The organism is Xanthomonas hortorum, assembly GCF_011305375.1.
Classification (GTDB): domain Bacteria; phylum Pseudomonadota; class Gammaproteobacteria; order Xanthomonadales; family Xanthomonadaceae; genus Xanthomonas; species Xanthomonas hortorum_E.
Window position 1 is genome coordinate 1 of the sequence record NZ_VCME01000046.1, and the last position, 725, is coordinate 725.

1 protein-coding gene is annotated in these 725 nt (G+C 67.6%); it reads right to left on the reverse strand.

Going from position 1 to position 725, the window contains the following annotated elements; all coding sequences use genetic code 11:
* The coding region (locus FFY45_RS21815; RefSeq protein WP_369333978.1) for a YadA family autotransporter adhesin at positions 1-725 on the reverse strand (725 nt) is incomplete at both ends.

The window sequence follows — 725 nt, forward strand, 5'->3', positions numbered from 1 at the left end:
ACCGTCACCGTGGCGCGCGGGCTGATCGCACGTTGGTAACCCACCGACAACGCCGATTCGCCGTTCTGGAAACCGACGCCGGCACCGACGCGGTTTTGCGAGGCGATACCGGCCACGCTGGCGGACATGTTCAACATCGCCGAGCTCATCGCGCCCTGACGGTCCAGGCGACGGTTCTGCCGACGCAGGCGGTCTTCGATATCGCCCTGGTAGCTTTCGAAGCTGTCGGCCATCGCGCTGTAGCGGCTGTCGGTATAGCTGTTGGCGGCGGCAACGCCGTTGTCCAACTGGCCCTTGTTGACCGCATCGGTGGCACGCGTACCGGCCGCCACGTTGGCCACCTGACGCTCACCGCCAACGCTACCCACTGACACCGTGTTGGCACGATCGGCGACCGAGCCCTGGCCGAGTGCAACTGCACCCTGTGCACTGGCACGTGCGCCCTGGCCAATCGCCGTGCCCGACGCCGCACTGACTTGCGCACCTTCGCCCATCGCCACCGCATTGGTGGCCACCGCCGCAATCTGCGTGTTGGCGCCCACCGCCGTGCTGCCATCAGCATTGACGCGCGCATTGCTGCCGATGGCAGTGTCGTTGGGGCCATGCGCATATGCGCTGCCGCCGATTGCAGTACCGGTCACATGGTTGGCCACTGCCGCCGTGCCGACGGCGGTGGACGTGGCGGCCGGCGTGATGCTGCCGACCACTGCTGCGGTCGGCGTGCC